Origin of the sequence: Haloterrigena turkmenica DSM 5511, from assembly GCF_000025325.1 — an archaeon.
Classification (GTDB): Archaea; Halobacteriota; Halobacteria; order Halobacteriales; family Natrialbaceae; genus Haloterrigena; species Haloterrigena turkmenica.
In genome coordinates this window covers 1,205,432-1,221,622 of sequence record NC_013743.1, presented here as the reverse complement: position 1 = coordinate 1,221,622, position 16,191 = coordinate 1,205,432, and the positions used below count along the sequence as shown (strand labels likewise).

Below are 16,191 nucleotides of genomic sequence, written 5' to 3'. Positions count from 1 at the left end.
ATGACGGTGTCCGATCCAGTCGTCGAGAGCGTCGTCGCGACCATCAGCCGCTCGGCGACCGAAATCACGCAGGGACTCATCGGCCGCCGCGGCGCCGTCGACGAGGAGAACCCCAGCGGCGAGACCCAGATGGAGGCCGACGTCTGGGCCGACGAGCTGCTCGGCGAGCGCCTCGCCGCGATCGACGGCGTCGGACAGTACGCCAGCGAGGAGCGCCCCGAAGCCATCGACTGCGGCGAGGACCCCGACTCGAGCGACGCCTACGCGGTCGCCGTCGACCCGCTGGACGGCTCCTCGAATCTGAAGTCCAACAACGCCATGGGGACGATCTTCGGCGTCTACGACGCCGCCCTGCCGGCGCCGGGCGAGGACCTGATCGCGGCCGGCTACGTCCTCTACGGACCGATCACGACCATGGTGATCGCCACCGAGGAGACCGTTTCCGAGTACGAGATGACCGGCGGTGAACGCCGACTCATCGAGCGGGACGTCACGCTACCCGACGAGCCGGTCGTCTACGGCTTCGGCGGCCGCGTCCCCGACTGGCCCGCTGACTTCGAGAGCTACGCCCGCGAGATCGAAAACGAGCTCAAGCTCCGTTACGGCGGCGCGATGATCGCCGACGTCAACCAGGTGCTCACCTACGGCGGGGTCTTCGCGTACCCCAGTCTCGAGTCCAGTCCCGAGGGCAAACTGCGACTGCAGTTCGAGGGCAACCCTATCGGCTACATCGTCGAACGCGCCGGGGGACGGTCCTCGAACGGCGACGAGTCGCTGCTGTCCGTCGAACCCGACGCGTTACACGACCGGACGCCGGTCCACGTCGGCAACGCCGACCTGATCGACCGACTCGAGGAGACGCTCGAGTAATCGCCGTCGTCGGGCGGTTTTCTAGTAGCAGTTCAGTCGCGACGCCACGCCGCCGTAACGGCGACGTAGACGCCGATCCCGGCGATGAGCAGCGCGTAAAACGCCCATTGGGGCCACGCGACCTCGAGGAAGAACAGCGTCAGGAAGACGACCCAGGCCGTGACGACCAGCAGGTCGATGAGGAGGCGAACGACGGTGCTCACGAGGCCGCGGAGGGTTCGGCGGTCGCGGTTCGATTCGTGGTTCGATCCGGAAGCGGTATCAGTTGCCATGGGTTCGGTGCGTGCAGGTGGTAACGGTGAACGCGGACGGCGTGTGGTCGTGAGCGATCATCGATACAGTATCGGTCAGAAGTAGTAGCCGTGCTCCTCGGTTATCTTGTAGGCGCCGACTCCCCAGACGTAGCTCTGGCCCGGCCACCAGGTCCGCGCGTTGTTGAACCCGGCGATAAGTACCTCGTCGTCGTCGCCCTCGGGGTCGGAATGGAAGCTCACCGACCCGCTGTCGCCGTCGGTCAGGTCCATCTCGCCGCCCCAGCGGATCTGGCCGTAGCGACAGAAGTCGTCGGTGAAGCAGGTGACTGCGTCGATCCCCTGGATCTTGCCGACCGTGTGGCCGGTCACTGCGCCGACCTTCTCGAGTTCCGCGTCGCGGGCGACGAGGTCGGCGAGTCCGAGCCGCGTGAACTGGCCGCGAACGCGGGCCGTCGACGGCGTGTCGACCCTGTCCGACGGTTCGACGGTTCCGTACGGCTCGACGGCGACGACGTCCTCGGCCGGATGGGCGCGGTCGACGGTGCCGAGTTCGATCGAATCGTCGTTCTCGAGAGGCAACGCGAGCTCGTCGCTGTGCGCCTTCGCACCGCCCTGAAAGGCGTGTTCAGCTGTCACGAACAGCTCCCGTTCGGTGTCGGGATCGTACAGCGTGGGACCGAGCGTCGCGAGGCTGTCGGCCGTTTCGCAGGCGACGCCCGTCGGCACCGCGCCGTTCGTAATGGAGTCAGCCAGCCGCGGATCGAGATCCTCGGGTCCCTGTTCGATGGCGTCGATATCGATGATCGTCTCGATATCGATCGAGACGCCGTCGGCGAGGCCGTCGAGCGCCTCGCGAATCGAGCCCGCGTCGCTCGAGATGCCGACGGAAACGGACGCGGTGGCGCTGTCGTAGGAGCCGGGCACGACGGCGCTGCCGAGGTAGCCGGTAAACGCCGTCCGCGCCAGCAACTCGTTTAGCTCGAACGCTTTCTGGACGGTGGCGTACCACTCCGCGGGAACGTACTTCGTTCGCTTCTCGAGGGACCACGGGTCGTCGGGGTCGGGTCTGACGAACGCGGTGACGATCGGGACCTCGCCGTCGTCGGCCGCGAGGAAGTCGTCGACGCCGAGCAGCCCCGCGACGCCGATCCCGTAGCCGCCGGTAATCAAGGTCCGGAGAAACTCGCGACGGTCCATGCCTGCCTCGATACGGTCTCGAATCGTCGCGAGACGGTAGCTGAGATGCTCGGTATATGTACGTTCCATGCCGCTACTCGATTGTTCAACTCGGATGCACCCCGCGTAGTGGCAAAGCTAATGTTCACCTACACGGGATGGTCGTCCCGGATCAGATACAACGGCAAAATCGTCGAAAGCGATTCTGCCTGCATCTGCCGTTTCCGTTTCGGATCGCGGGGGCCGACCCCCAATATAATAGCTGGACGACTGAACACGAGCGTTGGTGTCAGTCGGCCGTCCAGCGTACGATGTCTCCGTGCTGGTGACCACGGAGGCAGTACGGCCGGGCAGCGCGGATCGAGGGGGTCGCACGTTTCCGCGACCGACTTCGGCTCCGTCTGCCCGCCCGTACGACTCACTCCCGATCGGTTCGCGTCCCACGACACGCGATCCTCCTCATCCCTCGTGGCGAACTCCAAACGATCGGTGCGGTCGGTCGACGCGAACCGCTCTCCTCTCTTTCCCTCTGTGCCGTCGTCGACGCAGTCCGACGGCGCTTCCGACCCTCGCCTCGAGCGTCGGTATCGGTCGGACTTCGGCCGTCTCGAGCACCGGTATCACTCGATTACCCGACCGAAGCGGACCGCTACCGACGGAACCGGCTCGATATCGCCGGGATCACCGCTCGTAATCGAGTCCTGTCCGGGATATCCGGGCGGAACCACCCCAGAACGGCCGCGACTCGATCCGTGGCGGCTACTAACGGCCGACATCTCCAGCGGCGCTATCGACCACGGACTGCGCCGGCGATCCCACAGCCGGACGCTCTCGAGGCCGTTGCGATGCCGTTCGGCACCGGTTACCGACGTGTTACGCGGACGGAACGGCGTCTACGGCTCCCATAACAATACCCCGAGTCGTGGAACCGTCGCGTATCCGTGACACGCTCCCGACGGTCGCGACGGTCGATCACCACGATATCCGGTTCGACTCCGGCGGGGAGCCGATGAGCTCCGACGGCGCCTACCCGCAGTTCGATCTCCCGCTCGCGGTCTCGCCGACCGCCCTCGAGCGCGCGCTGTGGGTTCTCGTCGCCCTCTCGCTGCTCGGGGACGTTCTGACGACGTTCGCCGGGCTTCGGCTGGGGCTGGTCGAATCGAACCCGGTCGCTCGCAGCGCGATCGACGGCCACGGCTTCGTCGGCATGTTCGCGCTCAAGGGACTGGCGATCGCCATCGGGCTGGTCTGTCGTCCCCTCCTGCCCGCGGCCTATCGGGCCATCGTTCCCGCCGGCCTCGCCGTTCCCTGGACGATCGCGGTCTGTATCAACCTCTACGCGATTTCGACGGTCATGTAGCCGCCTCGAGTCGTTCGAGCGATTGCGTCTCGAGCGAACCTCACCCCCGACCACCTTGATAACGAATGACGTAGTACGGGAAACTGACCCCGCATTTGAGGGGGACACATGGCCGAGACGACAGCGGGATCGAGCGCCGTTACTCGAGTCGACGGCGAAGCGAGACGCGGACGCAGCGAGAACCGGACGGCGATCGAATCGGATCGCGACGAGATCAGCACGAAATCGATGCCACTGCCACCGGAGCCGATGTTGCTGTACGTGATCGTCACGTCGGTCGTCTACGGGGTGCTGTGGCGATGGTGGTGGACGACGGTCGAGAACGGCGGCGTCGAACTCAGTTACTCCGAGGAGCAGTTCCAGGATGCCGAGGATGCAGACGGACGCCGCGACGACGCCGAGGTCCGGTTTCGCGACGAATAGGTTACTCGACCATCTCCGTCTCCTCTCCCGCGTCGCCCTGCACCCAGATCGTCTTCCGGTTGACGAACTCCCGAATGCCGTCGCGGGCGAGTTCGCGGCCGTAACCGGAGTCCTTCACGCCGCCGAAGGGCAAGCGCGGATCGGACTTGACGAGTTCGTTGACGAACGCCAGCCCGGACTCGAACTGCCGGGCGACGCGCTCGCCGCGCTCTAAGTCTTCCGTCCAGACGCTGGCGCCGAGACCGAAGCGAGTGTCGTTGGCCTTCTCGATCGCGGCCTCCTCGTCGGGGACGCGGAACACCGTCGCGACGGGCCCGAACAGTTCCTCCTGGTCCGCGGGCGCGTCTTCGGGGACATCGGTGAGGACGGTCGGTGGGTAGAATGCGCCGTCGCGGTCCATCGGCTCGCCGCCGAGCCGACACTCGCCGCCGGCCTCGAGCGTCTTCTCGACCTGTTCGTGAAGTTCCTCCGCGAGGTCCTCGCGGGCCTGCGGGCCGATATCGGTCTCTTCGTCCATCGGATCGCCGACCGTCTGGGCGTCCATCTCCTCGACGAAGCGCTCGAGGAACTCGTCGTAGACCTCGTCGACGACGACGAACCGCTTGGCCGCGATACAGGACTGGCCGTTGTTGATGAGCCGGGCCTGCACCGCCGTCTCGACGGTTTTCTCCATGGGTGCGTCCTCGAGGACGACGAAGGGGTCGCTTCCCCCGAGCTCGAGGACGTTCTTTTTGAGTTGGCTGCCGGCCGTTTCGGCGACCGATCGGCCCGCGCCGTCGCTACCGGTGATCGTGACGCCCGCGATCCGGTCGTCTTCGATCACCTCGTCGATCTCGCTCGAGCTAATCAGCAGCGTCGTGAACGCGCCCTCGGGGAAGCCCGCCTCCCGGAACACGTCCTCGATCGCCCGCGCGCAGCCGGGGACGTTCGAGGCGTGTTTCAGCAGCCCGACGTTGCCCGCCGCGAGGTTTGGAGCGGCGAAGCGAAACACCTGCCAGAACGGGAAGTTCCAGGGCATGATCGCCAGGATCGGCCCGAGCGGCTCGTAGGAGAGGAGCGTCCGGGCCTCGGGTTCGCTCGCGATGACTTCGTCGTCGAGGTGCTCGGCGGCGTGTTCGGCGTAGTAGTCACAGACCCACGCGCACTTCTCGACCTCGTCGCGGGCCTGCCCGATCGGCTTGCCCATCTCCTTGGTCATCAGTTCGGCGTACTCCGCGCTGTTCTCACGGAGGACGTCGGCCGCCGCGGACAGCAGTCGCTGGCGGCGCTCGATCGGCGTCTCGCTCCACTCCTCGAAGGTCTCGACCGCGCGATCGAGGTGGGCCTCCCGATCGCCGCTCGAGGTCTCGTCGAAGGTGTCGACGACCTCGCCCGTCGCCGGATTGGTGCTTTCGATTGACACGCGGTTCCCGACGACGACGAGGCGCTTCAAACGTGGCGTGGCGATGGAAGGGACGCGATCCGCACGCCTGTAGCGTGCCTCGAGCGTACGGAGACGGCACGCGGCCGCCGACGCAGACGAGTGCAGCGCCAAGGGTTTTGACCGGGCTCGAGCAAGATCCGCCACGGAGCCCTCGATTCTACTATGACAGCTGCTGATCCGCAGTCGGAGTCCGAGTCGGAGAGCGCCGTCGAAACAGCCCGCCACCAACTCGAGCGCGCGGCGGCCCACCTCGACGTCGACGAGGGGATCGTCGACCGCCTGCGCCACCCGACGAGCGTCCACCGCGTGACGATTCCCCTCGAGCGCGACGACGGCTCCCGCGAGATGTTTACCGGGTATCGGGCCCACCACGACAGCGTTCGCGGCCCGTACAAGGGCGGCCTGCGCTACCATCCGGAAGTATCCGAAGAGGAGTGCGTCGGCCTCTCGATGTGGATGACCTGGAAGTGCGCGGTGATGGACCTCCCCTTCGGCGGCGGTAAAGGGGGAATCGTCGTCAATCCGAAGGAGCTCAGCGGAGACGAGAAAGAGCGTCTCACCCGCCGCTTCGCGGAGGAGCTGCGGCCGGTGATCGGCCCGATGACGGACATCCCCGCGCCGGACATGGGGACGGATCCGCAGACGATGGCCTGGTTCATGGACGCCTACTCGATGCAACAGGGCGAGACCACCCCCGGCGTCGTCACGGGCAAGCCGCCGGTCGTCGGCGGAAGCTACGGCCGCGAGGAGGCACCGGGCCGCAGCGTCGGCATCATCACGCGCGAGGCCATGGCGTACTACGACTGGGACATCGAGGAGACGACCGTCGCTGTGCAGGGGTTCGGCAGCGTCGGCGCCAACGCGGCCCGATATCTCGACGACCTCGGCGCCTCCGTCGTCGCCGTCTCGGACGTCGACGGCGCGATCTACGATCCCGACGGACTCGACACGACCGACGTCGAGGACCACGACGAGAGTCCGGGCATGGTCTCGGGCTACGACGCGCCCGAGACGCTCACGAACGAGGAACTGCTCGAGTTGGACGTGGACGTGCTCGTTCCCGCCGCGATCGGCAACGTCCTGACCGGCGAGAACGCCCGCGACGTCGAGGCCGACATGATCGTCGAAGGGGCCAACGGACCGACGACAACCACGGCCGAGCGCATCTTCGAGGAACGCGAGATTCCCGTGATCCCGGACATCATCGCCAACGCCGGCGGCGTCACCGTCTCGTACTTCGAGTGGCTCCAGGACATCAACCGCCGGGCGTGGACGCTCGAGCGGGTCAACGACGAACTCGAGAGCGAGATGTGTACGGCCTGGGAGGACGTCCGGACGGAGTACGACGCCCGGGACGTCACCTGGCGGGACGCGACCTACATCGTCGCCCTCGAGCGGATCGCGAGCGCCCACGAGACCCGCGGGCTCTGGCCGTAGTCGGGTACTTCCTCGAGCGGTCGCACTCCATCCGTACAACGCGGGACTCGCGACGGGTGCCGACGGCAGAGAGCCGTCGCCCGACGAGCGTGGTCAGCTATCGAGACGCGTACCAGAATTCTTGTTAGTCTGCCGCACTAGGGGACGGTAGAATGACGACTGGACGCGATACGGTCGCTCGGCGAGACATCCTTCAGTTAGTCGGTGCAGGGTCGGTCGCCGCCCTCGCGGGATGTACGGGTGACGACGGCGACGAATCGAACGAGGAATCCGCGCCGGAGCCCGAAGCGGTCGACGTCAGTGAAGATGCGACCTGGCGGACCGCGGCGCTGACCGACGTGACGACCGACGAGGAGTTCAGCGTCGAGGACACTGAGCGGCCGGTCATCGTTCACACGTTCGCAATCGGCTGTGCGGTCTGTCGGTCCCAGCACCGCGAATTCGACACGGTCTACGAGAGCGACGACGTCGACGTCGAAATCGTCGACCTCACGATCGATCCGAACGACAATCCCGAGGATATTCGCGCTCACGCTGACGAAGAGGGCTACGAGTGGCGGTTCGGCGTCGCCTCCGACGAGGTGACGGGCTCCCTCTCGTCGGATTTCGGACGCGAAGTGACCAGCAGCGCGAGTTCGCCGGTCATCGTCGTCTGTCCGGACGGCGGCGTCTACCGGCTCGAGAAAAAGGTCGACGCCGAGCATTTCGAGTCGATTCTCGCGGACGTCTGCGGACCGGTCGACTCGAGCGGTTCGGACGATTCGGGCAACTCGACTGGTGAGAGCAACGCAACCAATTCGAGCGACTCGGACGACTCGACAAACTCGAGCGCATAAGCCAACGATGAGACGCCTCACTCGAGAGTCCGATCGCAGTCGATCACCGCCACGCAGCGAGTGCCGTAGCGAGCGACGACGGTCGGCAACCACTCTTTCGGCCCCGTTGGTCCCGGCCGCGATACCGACTGCGAGGACGCGAACGAGATGACGTCGACGACCGCCGCGCTGCTCGAGTTCTTCCTGATCGGTCTCGCGACGCCGCTGACCGCGACGTGTGTCGTGCCGCTGTACCCGGCCTTCATCGCCTATCTGGCATCGGCCGGCGAGGGGAGCCGCGACACGCCCGTCGCGGTGCTCGGGGGCCTCGTCGTCGCGGGCGTGCTCGCGTTCGTGACGCTCGTCGGCCTGCTGTGGACCGTCGTCTTCGAAGCTGGCGTCTCGGACGCCGTCGGGCTGGTTTCGCCCGTCGCCTTCGCCGTCCTCGCCGTCGTCGGCGTGGTACTGGTCGTCTCGCCGAGCGGGTTCGCCCGGGTACCGACGATCGAACCGCCGCACACGCGGTACCCGACACTGTCGGCGTTCGGCTACGGCTTCTTCTTCGGGGCGACCGTCATCCCCTGTAACCCGGGGCTGATCGCGCTGTTTTTCGGCCGGTCGACGGTCGCCTTCCCCGCGTTCGACTCGCAACTCGAGGTCATGCTCGGCTTTCTCGCGTTCGGGCTGGGAATCGGCGCTCCGCTGTTGGCGTTCGCCCTCGTCTCCCAGCCGTTCGGCCAGCGCGTCACGCGGACGCTGGCTCGCTACAGCGGTCCGATCAATCGGGTCGTCGGCGTCGTGTTGCTCGTCGTCTCGCTGTACTATCTGGTGTTCGTCTTCAACGTCGTCCCCGGAACCGCGGGGCTAGAACCGCCGTTCGATCTCCATCTGGGGTGATCGGGACTTCGCTATCGCTCGCCGCCGATGGGCAGCGGGCGGCGGGACCCCCACCCCTCGTTCAGAGTGAAAGGCGTCCGAAGTGGGTGTGGGGTGGAGGAGAAGGTTGGATGAGGGCGACTCGAGTCCCAAGCCACGAGTGCTGGCCGTCCCACGTCAAAACGTGCAATCGAAACTGAGGATCCGTATCGCAATCGCCGTCAGTCGAACGAAGAGAGATCGGTGTCGCGACCGCCGGTCGCCGGTTCGGTCTCGGCGAGTCGGTCGTAGGTGGGAAGTTCCTCGAGCGAGGCGTCCCGTCGAACGGCCTTGACGATGTGCTTCGGATCGGTGACCAGCCGATGGAGGAGGTAACTCCCCTGGGAGCGGCCGCCGCCGGTCTTCTCTGATTCGATGACGCCAAGGAACGCCTGTTCCTTCAGTTGGCGGTAGAGGCCGTTCTCGGTGATCGGATCGGTCGCGACCAGATCGCAGATGCCGACGTATCGCTGGTAGATCTCCCGGGTCTTGTACGTCTCTCGCTCCCCAGTGATGATGTGACTCGCCAGCGCGTAGAGGGCGAGTTTCGCGTGGACGGTCGCTCCGCTGGTGAGTTCCTCAATTCGGTTGATCTCGGCGACCTCCTGGGCCTGCTTGATGTGGTCCTCCGAGACGGTCTCGCTCCCGGTGCGGCGAGCGAGTTCGCCGGCCTCTTTCAGGATCTCGATCGCCTTCCGGGCGTCGCCGTGTTTCTTCGCCGCCAGCGCGGCACAGAGTTCGATCGTTCCGTCCGCGAGGACGTCGGGTTGGAAGGCGTCCTCGCGGTTGCGCATGATCTCCCTGAGCTGGGAGGCGTCGTAGGGATGGAAGAACAGTTCGCGGTGGCCGAAGCTGCTGTCGATACGCTCGTCGAGCGTCTCCCGATACTTGACCTTGTTACTGATCCCGATGACGCCGATGTAAGCGTCGGTCTTCCGGGCCTCACGCGCCCGCGAGAGCTGCATCAGAATGTTGCTGTTGTCCAGTTTGTCGATCTCGTCTAAGATGACGACGACCGCGTCGAAGCAGTCCTCGAGGATCGCCCAGATGTGCTGGTAGTACTCCATCGTCCCGACGCCTCGAACCGGGATGTTCTCTCGGTAGTCGGTTCCGTCCTTGAGACTGAGCGCCAACTGGCGCGTCGTCCGCGTCTCTGTGTTCGCCTCCGAGCAGTCGACGTAGAGCACGCCGCAGTCGATACCGTTCCCTCGAGCGGCGTTCTGTGCGCGCGTCGCGACGTGTCGGGAGATGAGACTCTTGCCGGTCCCGGTCTTCCCGTAGATCATCACGTTGTTCGGCGGATCGCCGCGCGTGATCGCGCCGATCTCGGCGGCGACGGATTCGATCTCGTCGTCCCGCCCGACGATCCGATCCTCGTCGGGGACGTGCCCGACGTGGAGGAGTTCCTTCCGATCGAAGATCGGATCCTGTGATTGAAAAAGCGGGTCCCCTGCCTGATCAGCCATGTCTCCGTGCTCGAAGAGCGACCTAATAAATCTGTGGAAGGTAGTTCAGACTGATAAACCGACTCGAGACGTTCTCAAAGACATCGTATCGACCGGAGCCGCTCGAATTGATCTCCTTCCCGAATCAGACTGAAGGTCGACGGACTGCAGTGCCGATCGGGAGACCCAGACCCCTCGTTCAGAGTGAAACGGGCACGACGGACACCCCCCTCGTCGATCAGCACTCCTCGCACTCACTGAATACTGCTCGCCGAACCCGTCGTGAATAACGCAGCCAACAGCGTGGACGACTGAGGCAACAGCGTAGACGACTCGGGCAGCGAACGATTCCCGACAAGTGCGAGAGCACTACGATGTTGAGTCAACTCCGTTCGTCCCGTTTTCCGGTTTCTCTTCATCCTTCTTTCTGCTTTCTTTCTACTAGTCTAGAATACGGCTAGATATAGTAGTATTATATCTTTTGGTAGGAGTAGTATAGTCACCAATCCTAGTATTGAAATACCAAAAGTGGGGTTTCATGTCAGGAGCCCCCGCAACAACTCGAGCACGCTCTCTCTCTACCACCGAGTACAGGGCCTCCCCGGCCTCGAACACCGTTTCACTCTGAACGAGGGGAGGGACCCTCGACCCCAATTCCAGTCTGGCTTCGTCTCGGCACCACGTCCTCTCCACCAGCGCTATTCCAGTATATCTCGCCTTTGAGGCCTTCTTAGCTTGAATCCACCGCCCCTTCTGGATGCGAACCGGCAGTCCCTCCCCCGGTTCAGAGTGAAAGCCTTCTTCCCTGTCAGAACTGGGCTGACACTCTCAGAGTCGTTTCACTCTGAACGACGGGTCCGTCCGTTCTCGAGCCGTTCCGCCATCCCTCCCGTCCCCATCGCTCCTTTCACTCTGAAACAGGGGTGTCCGTCGCTATCATTCGGCGCTTCGGCCGGTCGTCGAGTTGCGTCGAATCGCGCGCGTTTCGACAGCGACGACCGTCATCTCGATACGCGATAGTGTAGCCAAACGCACACAATACCGGATCACATGACACTGACACACGTATTTCTATGAGCGTAGCTCGAGGACACAGCGTATGGTCCGCAGAAGCGTTCTGTTCACTCCCGGCGACCGCCCCGAGATGCTTCGCAAGGCGCCCGCAGCCGGAGCCGACGTGATCGTGTTCGACCTCGAGGACGCCGTCGCACCCCAGCGCAAGGTCGAGGCTCGCGAGTCAGTCCGCGAGGTACTCACCGATCTAGCGTTCGATCCCGACTGCGAGGTTTGCGTTCGCGTCAACGCCGGCGACTCGGCGCTGGCGGCCGACCTCGAGACCGTTCTCGAGCCGGCGGAGTCGGACGCCGACCGCCGGCTCGATAGCGTCATGGCACCGAAAGTCGCCTCGGCGGCGGACGTCCGCGACCTCGAGGACGAAATCGCGAAGTACGACTGCACGTTGCCCGTCTTCGCGCTGATCGAGAGCGCGGCCGGGGTCCTCGCCGCTCCGGAGATCGCCGCCGCGCGGGCGACCGACGCGCTCGTCTTCGGCGCCGAGGACCTCTCGGCGGATATCGGCGCGACCCGCAGCGCCGAGGGAACGGAAGTGCTCTACGCGCGCGAGCGCGTCGTGATCGCCGCCGCCGCCCACGATTGTACGGCGATCGATACGCTCGTGACCGACTTCGAAGACGAGCGGCGGCTCCGCGAAGACGCCGACCGCTCTGTCCGGCTCGGCTACGACGGCAAACTGGCGATCCACCCGGCCCAGGTCGACCCGATCAACGAGGCCTTCACTCCCGACGAAGCGGACCGAAAGTGGGCCGAGCGCGTCCTCGAGGCCAAACGCGAGGCCGACGCCGAAGGCCGCGGGGTCTTCGAAGTCGACGGCGAGATGATCGACGCGCCGCTGATCGCTCAGGCTAAACGAATTCAGGAGCGAGCGGCGGCTGACGACGAGAACTGACTGAACGCTCAGAATACAAGGGGAGACAAATCACCTTGGTGGATAGTTGATCATGAGGTATGGTAGATATTCGCTACGCTTATCCCCTCGTCGTGAAAATCACTGGGTATGACCCAGGGTACCAACCCGTTCGAAAGTCTGCAATCCCAGATCGACGACGCCGCCGCGTACCTCGACGTCGAGGACGACGTGATCGAGCGGCTCAAACACCCCGAGCGCGTGCTCGAGACGAACCTCACCGTGGAGATGGACGACGGGAGCCTCGAGCGGTTCAAAGCCTTCCGCTCGCAGTTCAACGGCGACCGCGGCCCCTACAAGGGCGGCATCCGCTACCACCCGCAGGTCTCCCGCGACGAGGTCAAGGCTCTCTCGGGCTGGATGACCTACAAGACCGCGACTGTCGACATCCCGCTGGGTGGCGGAAAGGGCGGCATCATCATCGATCCAGCCGAGTACTCCGAGAGCGAACTCGAGCGGGTCACCCGCGCGTTCGCCAAGGAACTCCGCCCGATGATCGGCGAGGATCGCGACGTCCCCGCGCCCGACGTGAACACGGGTCAGCGAGAGATGAACTGGATCAAGGACACCTACGAGACCCTCGAGAATACCACCGAGCCGGGCGTCATCACGGGCAAGAACCTCTCCAGTGGCGGCAGCGAGGGTCGCGTCGAGGCGACGGGGCGCTCGACCGTCATCGCCGCCCGCGAAGCGTTCGACTACCTCGACAAGGACCTCGAGGGCGCGACCGTCGCCGTCCAGGGCTACGGGAACGCTGGCTGGATCGCCGCGAAACTGATCGACGAGATGGGCGCGACCGTCGTCGCCGCCAGCGACTCCTCAGGCGGCATCTACAACCCCGACGGCTTCGATCCGGTCGCCGCGAAGGATCACAAGAATGAGACCGGCAGCGTCGTCGGCTACGAGGAGAGCGAGGAGGAGATCACCAACGAGGACGTCCTGACGATGGACGTCGACCTGCTGATCCCCGCAGCCCTCGAGAACGCCATCGACGCCGACCTCGCCGAGGACGTTGAGGCCGACGTCATCTCCGAGGCCGCCAACGGGCCGTTGACGCCCGACGCCGACGCCGTCCTCGAGGACAAGGACGTCTTCGTGATCCCGGACATCCTCGCGAACGCCGGCGGCGTCACCGTCTCGTACTTCGAGTGGGTCCAGAACCGACAGCGGTTCTACTGGACCGAGGAGCGCGTCAACGAGGAACTCGAAGCCCACATCGTCGACGCCTTCGACTCGCTAGTCGAGACGATCGAGGAGCACGACCTCGAGAATCCGCGAACCGCGACCTACGTGGTCGCGATTCAGCGCGTCGCCGACTCCTTCGCGGAAGCCGGCTCGTTCCCGTAAGTCGTCGACTCTCGACTGAGTCGAGCCGACGAGCGGACGGTCGCTCTCGGTATCTTTTTGGTCGCCGCTGGTAACCCACGCACAGAGTGAATGGTCCGGGAACGGCTCGCCAGGTATCGTGATCGCGCCCGCCGGAAACTCCTCGCCGCGTTTCGCGAGGAGCACACCCCGCATCAGGTCGCCGCGAGCTTCGCGATCGGCGTCTTCGTGACGGCGCTTCCAACCGGCGGGCTGGGCGTCGGGCTGTTTTTCGTCCTCATCTCGCTCCAGGCCTGGATCAGCAAACCCGCGATTTTCGCCTCCGTCGCCGTTCTCAACCCGGTCGTGAAACCTGCGGTCTACCTCTCGAGTTTTCAGGTCGGAGCCCTCTTGCTGGGGTCGGACTCGGTGGGCTCTCGAGACGCGTTGTCCGGCGAGTCGGCGCGGATCGCGATTCGTCAACTCGTCCTCGGAAACGTAGTGATCGCCGTCGGACTCGCCGTCGCCGGCTACGCGCTAGTCAAATATTTAACACGGCTTCATCGCCGTCGATCCGATCGGTTCGATATGGCATCTGGGTCGGGTATATTCAGCAATCTCCGGCGCTGAAAATCGAGTTCCGAAATTCGGAATCGAGCGCGTGAAAATCTTATCGATTCGACAGAATCTCAGAAATCCGATAAACTCATACGAACGGAACGTCCATTGATTCCAAGATGAATCGAAGAACGCTGCTCGGTGGACTCGGTGCCGTCGGACTGGCGAGCCTGTCGGGCTGTCTGGGACTGGTCGGAATGGACAGCCACGAGTCGTCGCCGGCCGGCGTCGATCCGGCCGTCCGCGAGGAAACCGGCTACGAACAGACCGCGATCGACGAGGTCGTCGTCGAAGAGACGGTCGAGATCAGCGCCTACTCGGAGACGATCTCCGTCACGAACTACAAGACTTCCCATGAGAAGGAGGTGGAGATTCCGCCGATCGGGAGCCAGCGCGCCGCCGTCTTCACCGTGCTCACTTCTCCCCAAATCGGGATCGCGGGCCGAAACTTCAACCCCGTCGAAGACATGTCGACGACAGAACTAGTTGATATCGTCGCGGACAACTACGACGCCATCGGCGACATCTCCCACGAGGAGGACGGCGAGATCACGATCCTCGACGAGACGACGACGCGGTCGCGGTTCAGCGCCGACGCGACGTTCAACGGCCGCGACCTCGAGGTTGACGTCCACGTCACCGAGGCCGTCGAAGCCGGCGACGACCTGCTCGTGACCATCGGCGTCTACCCGCAATACGTCCGCGATCAGGAGATGGACAACGTGTTCGCGCTCATGGAGGGCGTCGACACGGACGCCGACGAGGAAGACGCCGACGGTGGCGACGGAAACGAGAGCGACGGAAACGAATCCGACGGCGAGAATGGAAACGACACCGATGACGATAGCGACGGGAACGACACCAACGACAGTACCGACGGAAACGATACTGACGACGGTGACGACGGATTAGTCGGAGCCCTCGAGTAGCACACTCTCCGTACCGTCGCAACGCTCCCGACTCGAGGCCGCTCAGAGTCCCAGTTCGCGTCCGATGACGAGGTGCTGGATCTCGCTCGTCCCCTCGCCGATCTCCATCAGTTTCGCGTCCCGGTAGAACCGCTGGGGCGCGAAGTCGGTGGTGTAGCCGTAGCCGCCCAGCACCTGAACGGCGTCCTCGGCGACCTCGCGGGCGGCCTCGCTGGCGTCGAGTTTCGCGAGCGCGGACTCGCGGGTCACGGGCTCGCCCTTGTCGTAGGTGCGGGCCGCGCGGTGTGTGAGCAGGCGCGCGCGCTCGGTCTTGCGGTGCATGTCGACGATCTTGTCGCGGATGGCGTCGAACTCGCAGATCGGCTGGCCGAACTGCTCGCGCTCTTTGCTGTACTCTCTGGCGTGTTCGTAGGCGCCCTGGGCCAGCCCCGTCGAGAGCGCGGCGATGGAGATGCGGCCGCCGTCTAAGGTCTTCTTCGTCTGGTCCCAGCCCTCGCCTTCCTCGCCGAGCAGTCGGTCCTCGGGGAGCCGGACGTTCTCGAGGCGAATCTCGCAGGTCGGCGAGGCGTTCAGTCCCATCTTGTCCCAGACGGTCGTCACCTCGAACCCGTCGTCCTCGCGGGGGTCGACGATGAACGTCGAAATCCCGTCGTAGCCCGCGTCGGGGTCGGTGACGGCCTTGACGAGGATCGAGCCCGCCTCGCTGGCGTTCGTGATGAACTGCTTGGTGCCGTTTAGCACCCATTCGTCACCGTCTTTTTCCGCGGTCGTGTCCATGTCCGAGGCGTCGGAGCCGCTGTCGGGTTCGGTCAGCGCCCAGCCGCCGAGGTGCTCCCCCTCCGCTAAGGGCCGTAGCCAGCGTTCCTTCTGGGACCGTGTGCCGAACTGCTCGATGGGCTTCGAAGCCAGCGACGTGTGGGCGACGTAGGAGAGCCCGATCGAGCCCGAGACGCGACCGAGTTCCTCGGCGACCAGCACGTACATGAGCGTGTCGCCGCCAAGCCCGCCGTACTCCTCGTCGATGGGGACGCCCATCATATCGAGATCCGCGAGCTGGTCGAAGACCTCCGCGGGGAACCGGTGTTCGTCCTCGATCTCCTGTGCAATCGGCTCGATTTCGGTCTCGCAGAAGTCCCTGACGGTCTCCCGGATCATCCGGTGTTCGTCGGGCAGCTCCGTGTCCATACGCAACACTTGCCGGGGCGGAGAATAAACGCACCGCCGGAGCGAGACGAGT

General features: G+C 64.8%; 15 protein-coding genes. 10 read left to right on the top strand and 5 right to left on the bottom strand.

The annotated features are described in order from the left end of the window. A complete protein-coding gene (locus HTUR_RS05765) occupies positions 1 to 870 on the top strand; it encodes a class 1 fructose-bisphosphatase (RefSeq protein ID WP_012942363.1) in 870 nt (289 codons plus the stop codon). A 32-nt stretch (positions 871 to 902) separates the two neighbouring features. Here HTUR_RS05765 and HTUR_RS05760 read toward each other — a convergent pair whose 3' ends face one another. Both HTUR_RS05760 and HTUR_RS05755 read right to left on the bottom strand, forming a co-directional pair. Then, positions 903 to 1,142, bottom strand: coding sequence for a hypothetical protein (locus HTUR_RS05760; RefSeq protein ID WP_012942362.1), 240 nt, complete (start codon positions 1,140 to 1,142; stop codon positions 903 to 905). Between the two features lie 75 nt (positions 1,143 to 1,217). Continuing rightward, complete coding sequence (locus HTUR_RS05755) at positions 1,218 to 2,390, bottom strand: hypothetical protein (protein WP_049941625.1); 1,173 nt, start codon at positions 2,388 to 2,390, stop codon at positions 1,218 to 1,220. A 919-nt stretch (positions 2,391 to 3,309) separates the two neighbouring features. On the opposite strand from HTUR_RS05755, the gene HTUR_RS05750 reads away from it, so the two are divergent. Beyond that, entirely contained in the window at positions 3,310 to 3,660 is a 351-nt protein-coding gene (locus tag HTUR_RS05750; RefSeq protein WP_049941835.1) for a DUF5658 family protein, read from the top strand. A 108-nt stretch (positions 3,661 to 3,768) separates the two neighbouring features. Beyond that, on the top strand, positions 3,769 to 4,083 hold the full coding sequence (locus HTUR_RS05745) for a hypothetical protein (RefSeq protein WP_012942358.1): 315 nt from the start codon (positions 3,769 to 3,771) through the stop codon (positions 4,081 to 4,083). A gap of 1 nt (position 4,084) precedes the next feature. Here HTUR_RS05745 and HTUR_RS05740 read toward each other — a convergent pair whose 3' ends face one another. Further along, the gene (locus HTUR_RS05740; protein WP_012942357.1) at positions 4,085 to 5,485 is read right to left on the bottom strand and encodes an NAD-dependent succinate-semialdehyde dehydrogenase; all 1,401 of its coding nucleotides are present in this window, start codon (positions 5,483 to 5,485) and stop codon (positions 4,085 to 4,087) included. A 183-nt stretch (positions 5,486 to 5,668) separates the two neighbouring features. On the opposite strand from HTUR_RS05740, the gene gdhB reads away from it, so the two are divergent. The 3 genes from gdhB to HTUR_RS05725 all read left to right on the top strand — a co-directional run bounded on the left by gdhB (position 5,669) and on the right by HTUR_RS05725 (position 8,655). Then, positions 5,669 to 6,943, top strand: a complete 1,275-nt coding sequence (gene gdhB, locus HTUR_RS05735; RefSeq protein ID WP_012942356.1) for a glutamate dehydrogenase GdhB — start codon at positions 5,669 to 5,671, stop codon at positions 6,941 to 6,943. Positions 6,944 to 7,095: 152 nt separating this feature from the next. Continuing rightward, positions 7,096 to 7,779 (top strand): TlpA family protein disulfide reductase, encoded by a 684-nt coding sequence (locus HTUR_RS05730; protein ID WP_012942355.1) that lies wholly within the window; start codon positions 7,096 to 7,098, stop codon positions 7,777 to 7,779. A 147-nt stretch (positions 7,780 to 7,926) separates the two neighbouring features. Next, positions 7,927 to 8,655, top strand: coding sequence for a cytochrome c biogenesis protein CcdA (locus HTUR_RS05725; RefSeq protein WP_012942354.1), 729 nt, complete (start codon positions 7,927 to 7,929; stop codon positions 8,653 to 8,655). A 200-nt stretch (positions 8,656 to 8,855) separates the two neighbouring features. Here HTUR_RS05725 and HTUR_RS05720 read toward each other — a convergent pair whose 3' ends face one another. Beyond that, on the bottom strand, positions 8,856 to 10,139 hold the full coding sequence (locus tag HTUR_RS05720) for a Cdc6/Cdc18 family protein (protein ID WP_012942353.1): 1,284 nt from the start codon (positions 10,137 to 10,139) through the stop codon (positions 8,856 to 8,858). A gap of 1,078 nt (positions 10,140 to 11,217) precedes the next feature. Between HTUR_RS05720 and HTUR_RS05715 the strand changes: the two genes are divergently transcribed. From HTUR_RS05715 to HTUR_RS05700, 4 genes are all read left to right on the top strand, one after another. Further along, on the top strand, positions 11,218 to 12,084 hold the full coding sequence (locus HTUR_RS05715; RefSeq protein WP_012942352.1) for an HpcH/HpaI aldolase/citrate lyase family protein: 867 nt from the start codon (positions 11,218 to 11,220) through the stop codon (positions 12,082 to 12,084). Between the two features lie 108 nt (positions 12,085 to 12,192). Beyond that, positions 12,193 to 13,449 (top strand): Glu/Leu/Phe/Val family dehydrogenase, encoded by a 1,257-nt coding sequence (locus HTUR_RS05710; protein ID WP_012942351.1) that lies wholly within the window; start codon positions 12,193 to 12,195, stop codon positions 13,447 to 13,449. A 90-nt stretch (positions 13,450 to 13,539) separates the two neighbouring features. After that, positions 13,540 to 14,037, top strand: coding sequence for a DUF2062 domain-containing protein (locus HTUR_RS05705; RefSeq protein WP_012942350.1), 498 nt, complete (start codon positions 13,540 to 13,542; stop codon positions 14,035 to 14,037). Between the two features lie 107 nt (positions 14,038 to 14,144). Beyond that, the gene (locus tag HTUR_RS05700; RefSeq protein ID WP_012942349.1) at positions 14,145 to 14,954 is read left to right on the top strand and encodes a DUF6517 family protein; all 810 of its coding nucleotides are present in this window, start codon (positions 14,145 to 14,147) and stop codon (positions 14,952 to 14,954) included. Between the two features lie 42 nt (positions 14,955 to 14,996). On the opposite strand, the gene HTUR_RS05695 is transcribed toward HTUR_RS05700, so the two are convergent. Further along, positions 14,997 to 16,139: an acyl-CoA dehydrogenase family protein gene (locus HTUR_RS05695; protein ID WP_012942348.1), complete on the bottom strand. Its 1,143-nt coding sequence runs from the start codon at positions 16,137 to 16,139 to the stop codon at positions 14,997 to 14,999. Positions 16,140 to 16,191: the final 52 nt, after the last annotated feature.